This window comes from Novosphingobium mangrovi (assembly GCF_022818885.1).
In the GTDB taxonomy this organism is placed as follows: Bacteria; Pseudomonadota; Alphaproteobacteria; order Sphingomonadales; family Sphingomonadaceae; genus Novosphingobium; species Novosphingobium mangrovi.
Genome location: NZ_JALHAT010000070.1, coordinates 1 through 4,806 on the forward strand (window position 1 = coordinate 1; position 4,806 = coordinate 4,806).

Genomic DNA, 4,806 nt, shown 5'->3' on the forward strand with positions numbered 1-4,806 from the left:
CGCGCGGGGCCAGCGAGAGCGCCGCGAGCACGGCCGGTGCGTCCGGGCTCAAGCGCCCGGTGCTGCGGTCGGGAAGCGGCTGGGGGGGCTGGGGCGCCACGTCCTGCGCGTTGTCCTCACCGCGCCGTGAAGGCGAGAGCGCAAGATCGCTCGTCGCCGAACTCCAGGCTGAACCGGGAGCGCGTTCGAGCGGGGCACGAATGGGCTCTGCCGCCTGGAGGCCAATCGCGGCCAGCAGCAGGAGGGCCCATATGCGCATGCGCAGGAGGAAGGTGAGACCAAAGCTCATCGCCTCGCCGTGTAGACGAGGATACATTATCACGCAACGCGCTTGCGGTGAGGTGTTCGCGCCCGGGTGGTGGGGCGAATGGGCGACCTCACCGTTCTTTGCCCACGCGGCGTGAGAACTCTGAGCTGGACAGTTCGGGGAGCCCGAGGGCGATGGCCCTCGGATATCTCCTTTCCCTTCTGCCCCTGTAGCGAACCTCAGCGCGCCTCAAACCGGACGAGGCCTGCGCCCAGCGTGTTGTCCTCGATGCGGATGGGCTCCTTCGTCCAGTCGGCGACAAAGGCGCTGCGCCGGTCAATCCCGGGTGCGAAGCGGGCGTTGTTGCCGTGGACCGACAGGCCCGCCGAGGGGTGGTTCCGGTGTTCAGCGGCGAGCGCGATGAAGGCGGAGTAGTTCTCCTTGTCGCGTCCTTGCACGAACCAGTTGTCGGCGATTTCGCCGGTGGCGCCATCGGGCAGGTCGATCATGTAATTGGTGGCGCGCCCCTGCGTGTCGTCGAAGCTGGAGTTGAGGATGGCGACGCGCGCGGCCCGGCTCTTGACGTAGTGGCCGCCTGTCCCCGCCTCGAAGCGGCTGCGCGTGACGGTGAGTGTGCCATAGTCGCCGATGTAGAGCGAATGCGCGCAGCCGGGTCCTTCGCACGTGCCCAGGCGCGTGAAGGTCGACTTGTCGATGGCGATGCGCCCGTCCGGGTCGTTGCCGGTGAGGATGCCCTGCTCGCTGTCGCGAAACCAGCTTTGCGAGACCGAGAGGTCCCCATGTTCAAGGCGGATGCCGGCGCCGTTCTTCTCGGGCACGCGGAAGTTGGCGAAGACGAGCCCCTCGATGCGTGCGGCGCGACCGCGTAGGACCAGCGCGGCCTTGCCCTCGCAGGTCACGCCATCGAGGACGGCCTGTCCGGGGACCTGCGCCTGGTAGGTGATGGAGCCTTGGGTCTGTACCGCGCAGTCGGCGTAGCGGCGCGGGGCAAAGCGGATCGTTCCCGTGCCATCGCCAATCGCGTCCACCGCCTCCTGCAGGCGCGCGTAGCTGCGCTGGCTCTCGACCACCGTGTAGGGCTCCTCCTGAGCTTGCGCGGAAGAGGCGGCGGGAAGGAGCGGGCTGGCCCCCAGCAGGGCGGCCGCAAGGGCGAGTCGGATCGTGCGCATGGCAAGGTCTTACGCCCGGTGCTGCGCGAAAGGGTAAACGCGAAAGGCCGCCGTCCCGCTTCGGTACAGGCCGCTCTAGTCGGTGCGGCCCCAGCGCCAGCGCCAGCCGCCGCGCGTGCGGCGCGCGCAGATCGGCAGGACGAGTGCGCTGACCGCCAGGAACAGGGCGACGGCGCCGGGCCGTGCGCCATAGGTGTCTTTCTGAAAGAGGATCACGCAGCCCGCGATGGCGGAGAAGTAAAGGGCGTAGAGCAGCCAGCCCTGCCAACGGAGCGGAAGGCCCGAGCCCAGACCGTAGCGCTTGGGGGCGAACCAGGCGCGGGCCTCGGCCTCTTTCCTTGCCTTCTCGGCGCGGGCGGCCTCGCGGGCCTTACGCGTATTGCGGGTGCTCATGTCTCCTCACTCCCGTCCTTTGGCGTGGATGTCGCAGGGGGACGGCCGCGCCGTGAGGGCGGGCTGACCGGAACCTTGACCCCGCGCCGGGCCAGTGCCTCACGCAGCAGGACCTCGATCTCGGCATTCACCGAGCGCAGGTCACCCGCCGCGGCCCGCTCCAGCGCGGCGTGAAGCTCGGGATCGAGCCGCAGGGGGAAGGCCTTCTTCGCGGGGCTGGGCATGGCGGGCCGCCGGGGCGCCTTACTGGTAGAGCGAGCCGGCGTTGACGACGGGCTGGGTATCCCGCTCGCCGCACAGCACGACCATGAGGTTGGAGACCATCGCGGCGCGGCGTTCGTCGTCGAGCTCGACGACCTCCTTTTCCGAGAGCTGCGCCAGCGCCATCTCGACCATCGAGACTGCGCCTTCGACCAGCTTGCGGCGCGCGGCGATGACGGCTTCGGCCTGCTGACGGCGCAGCATGGCGCCCGCGATTTCGGGGGCGTAGGCAAGGTGCGTGAGGCCGCATTCGTCGACGGTGACGCCCGCCACGCGCAGGCGCTCGTTCAGCTCGTCGCGCAGCTCGCGGTTGACGTCCTCGTGACTGCCGCGCAGCGTCTTGTCCTCGTCCTCGCCATCGTAGGGATAGCGCGAGCCGATGGTGCGCACGGCCGCCTCGATCTGGACGTCGACGAAGCTGTGGTAGTCGTCGACATCGTAGAGCGCCTGTGCGGTGTCGGAGACGCGCCAGACCACGTTGGCGGCGATCTCGATGGGATTGCCGCGCAGGTCGTTCACCTTGAGCTTTTCCGAGACGATGTTGTTGGTGCGCACCGAGACCTTGGACTTCATCATCCACGGCCAGGTCCAGCGCAGGCCTGTCGAGCGGTCGGTCCCGCGGTAGCTGCCGAACAGGACGATGGCCGCGCCCTGGTTGGGCTGGACCATGTAGAAGCCGGGCAGGACGAGCAGCGCGGCAAGCGCGCAAGGCACCAGCAGCAGCAGGAAGAGCGGCGAGCCCGCGCTTACCCCGCCGACCACGCTGAACAGGGCCAGCAGCACGAGGCCAGCGAGCACGAGCAGCATGAGGTAGCCGTTGAAGGCGGACGCGGAGCGCTCGCGGCTGGCGTTCATCGGCTGAAGGTTGGCGGACATCGATAGGCTCTCCCTGTTAAAGTGATATCATATTAATATCGTTTTGCGGTGCAGGTCAAGGTGCAGGAGGGCACCTGCGGGACGGCGCGGTTGTAACAAGAGCGTTTTGGTCTTATATACGAGGTGCGGGCCGGGCCCCTCTGGCGCGAGCGATTGAGCCTCTTCCATGCGGAGCGCTGATCGCCGCGTGATGTCGGACCGCATCGGGAAAGACCGATGCACCGATCCGGGTCGCGCATGTATTCACGGGTCCAAATTGCGATTTCAGGGGCAAACTTATACCGCCCCATGCAACCAAGCGTCGTCTCGACCGATCGAACTATCACATGCGTTCGACAGGGAATGACCGATGACTGATAAGATGTACGCAATGCTCGAGACGCTGGCGCGACTGGATTCGCGGCTTCGTCGCCTGCAGGCCGGACGCACGTCCGATCCGGCCCTGATCGCCCTCCTGCTCACGGCAAAGGAAACCCTTCGGAACAGGCTCCAGCGCCTGCCATCCCCCATGGCGACGGCCTGACAGCGGCCTGTTCCTGCGCCGGCGCGTAAGTCCCCCTCCGACGCGCCGGCGCTTCCTTTTCCCCGTACCAAGCAGGTCCTGATCCATGGAATTTCTATCGACCTACTGGATGGGCACGAGCCTGTGGTTCTGGTTCGCGTTCATCGCCATCGTCATCGGCCTGACCGCCTTCGATCTTGGCGTCCTGCACAAGGACGACAAGGAAATGGGCATCGGCGAATCGCTCAAGCTGTCGGTCTTCTACATCGGCATCGCCATGATCTTCGGCGGCTGGATCTGGGTCCAGAAGGGCCCCACGGCGGGCATGGAGTACTACACCGGCTACTTCATCGAGAAGGCGCTCTCGATCGACAACGTCTTCGTCATCTCGATGATCTTCAGCTTCTTCGCCGTGGAGCGCAAATACCAGTACCGCGCGCTCCTGTGGGGTATCCTCGCGGTGATCGTGCTGCGCGGGATCATGATCGCGGGCGGCGCGGCAATGATCGAGAGCGCCTACTGGGTGATGTACCTGTTCGCCGCGTTCCTGATCTTCACCGGCCTCAAGATGCTGGTGACGGGCGAGAGCGAGCCGGACGTGGGCAACAACGCGGCGGTGCGCTGGATCTCCACGCATATGCGCGTCACCAAGGAGCACCACGCCGAGCACTTCTTCGTGAAGGTCCCGGCCAATCCCGAGGCCCCCGAGGGGGCGCGCGGGAGCCGTCTGGTCTGGGCCGCGACGCCGCTGTTCCTGGCGCTGGTGGTCATCAACCTGGCCGACCTTGTCTTCGCGGTCGATTCGGTTCCGGCGATCTTCACGATCACCCGGGACACCTTCATCGTCTACACCTCGAACATCATGGCGATCCTGGGCCTGCGCGCGCTGTACTTCGCGCTCGCCGCAATGGTCCACCGCTTCCACTATCTGCAGTACGCGCTCGCGCTTGTGCTCGTCTTCATCGGGGGCAAGATCTTCGTCTCCGACTTCCTGCTGTCGGGCGCCAAGATCCCGCCGGTCTTCAGCCTGGGCGTTACCGTCGCGCTGATTGCGGGCGGGGTGATCTGGTCGCTGGTGATGACGCGCGGGGAGGAGGCGAAGAAGGTCTGAGGGGCTGACCTCACCTTCCGCGCCCAGACCTGGCCGAGAAAGGTGAGGTCGCCCATTCCGGGGTCAAGGGGCGATGGCCCCTTGAATCAATCTTGCTTCTTCAACCCTCGCCCCTCAGCAGCGCGTGCCGTTCCCGCACCAAGGCAATGTCCGGACCAGAGAGGTGCTCGGCAGCCTGCTCGGCCAGCCGGTCCATCTCTTCAAGGAGCAACCGGCGCCGGTGGGC

At 66.5% G+C, this 4,806-nt stretch carries 6 protein-coding genes and 1 pseudogene; 2 read left to right on the forward strand and 5 right to left on the reverse strand.

Annotated elements, in window-relative coordinates:
* The 5 genes and pseudogenes from MTR65_RS19555 to MTR65_RS19575 form a co-directional block, all read right to left on the reverse strand.
* Positions 1–289 (reverse strand): annotated as a pseudogene (locus MTR65_RS19555) (hypothetical protein); the annotation flags it as partial.
* Between the two features lie 197 nt (positions 290–486).
* Positions 487–1,437 carry a right-handed parallel beta-helix repeat-containing protein gene (locus MTR65_RS19560; RefSeq protein WP_243803189.1) on the reverse strand — a complete coding sequence of 317 codons (951 nt, stop codon included), beginning with the start codon at positions 1,435–1,437 and terminating at the stop codon, positions 487–489.
* A 75-nt stretch (positions 1,438–1,512) separates the two neighbouring features.
* Positions 1,513–1,830 carry a hypothetical protein gene (locus tag MTR65_RS19565; protein WP_243803192.1) on the reverse strand — a complete coding sequence of 106 codons (318 nt, stop codon included), beginning with the start codon at positions 1,828–1,830 and terminating at the stop codon, positions 1,513–1,515.
* The gene (locus tag MTR65_RS19570) at positions 1,827–2,054 is read right to left on the reverse strand and encodes a type II toxin-antitoxin system antitoxin (protein ID WP_243803194.1); all 228 of its coding nucleotides are present in this window, start codon (positions 2,052–2,054) and stop codon (positions 1,827–1,829) included. The genes MTR65_RS19565 and MTR65_RS19570 overlap by 4 nt, the downstream gene beginning before the upstream one ends.
* Positions 2,055–2,073: 19 nt before the next feature.
* Positions 2,074–2,967: an SPFH domain-containing protein gene (locus MTR65_RS19575; RefSeq protein WP_243803196.1), complete on the reverse strand. Its 894-nt coding sequence runs from the start codon at positions 2,965–2,967 to the stop codon at positions 2,074–2,076.
* Between the two features lie 349 nt (positions 2,968–3,316).
* Here MTR65_RS19575 and MTR65_RS19580 point away from each other — a divergent pair, with 349 nt between their 5' ends.
* On the forward strand, positions 3,317–3,490 hold the full coding sequence (locus tag MTR65_RS19580) for a hypothetical protein (RefSeq protein ID WP_213503220.1): 174 nt from the start codon (positions 3,317–3,319) through the stop codon (positions 3,488–3,490).
* 85 nt (positions 3,491–3,575) lie between these two features.
* A complete protein-coding gene (locus tag MTR65_RS19585; RefSeq protein ID WP_243803199.1) occupies positions 3,576–4,580 on the forward strand; it encodes a TerC family protein in 1,005 nt (334 codons plus the stop codon).
* Positions 4,581–4,806: the final 226 nt, after the last annotated feature.

Bases quoted from the DNA above. Each gene is read 5' to 3' on its own strand.
- MTR65_RS19560 (WP_243803189.1), bottom strand. From the start codon at position 1,437: ATGCGCACGATCCGACTCGCCCTTGCGGCCGCCCTGCTGGGGGCCAGC.
- MTR65_RS19565 (WP_243803192.1), bottom strand. From the start codon at position 1,830: ATGAGCACCCGCAATACGCGTAAGGCCCGCGAGGCCGCCCGCGCCGAG.
- MTR65_RS19570 (WP_243803194.1), bottom strand. From the start codon at position 2,054: ATGCCCAGCCCCGCGAAGAAGGCCTTCCCCCTGCGGCTCGATCCCGAG.
- MTR65_RS19575 (WP_243803196.1), bottom strand. From the start codon at position 2,967: ATGTCCGCCAACCTTCAGCCGATGAACGCCAGCCGCGAGCGCTCCGCG.
- MTR65_RS19580 (WP_213503220.1), top strand. From the start codon at position 3,317: ATGACTGATAAGATGTACGCAATGCTCGAGACGCTGGCGCGACTGGAT.
- MTR65_RS19585 (WP_243803199.1), top strand. From the start codon at position 3,576: ATGGAATTTCTATCGACCTACTGGATGGGCACGAGCCTGTGGTTCTGG.